This window comes from Vibrio sp. 1580, assembly GCF_033340055.1.
Genome location: NZ_JAWOVT010000819.1, coordinates 1 through 501, shown reverse-complemented (window position 1 = coordinate 501; position 501 = coordinate 1). Strand labels below are relative to the sequence as shown.

The window sequence follows — 501 nt, the reverse complement described above, 5'->3', positions numbered from 1 at the left end:
TCGTTCAATGACAAATCAAAACCGAGAGAGCCGATGATCTCGCCACGTAACTTGATTGGTTGGCTGATGGTCGTGATCAGTTCTTGTTTGCCGCGAACCGGATACATGTACGGTTCCATCACGAACGTTTTGCCCGTTTCGAAAGGCATCAAGTGCCAATCGTCTTTACGCTCACCGTTGTTGTTTAATTCAGTATTGCTAAAGCTATCCATCGCCACGACATCAAAACTGTTGTGCGAATTTGGCGAAAAGAATGGCGCTAAGTAGCCTTCGCTATTAAAGCCAAGGCTTTTGTCTTGAATCGTTGGCTCAACCCACGATGGCTTTTCCCATACCATGTAACCAGCAAACACAGCTTTGTTCTGAGCTTCTAGCGACGCAATAAACTGTTTAACAATAATGTCTGGCGTTGCGGTCGTCTCTGCGCTTAATTCGATAATTGAACGCGCTTGCTTTAGGTTCGCCAACACTGGCTCTAACTGGTTGGAAATATTCAGCCCT

General features: G+C 45.9%; 1 pseudogene. It reads right to left on the bottom strand.

Features of this window, described 5'->3' with window-relative positions:
- A pseudogene (locus R7093_RS28560) lies at nt 1-501 on the bottom strand (cache domain-containing protein); the annotation flags it as partial.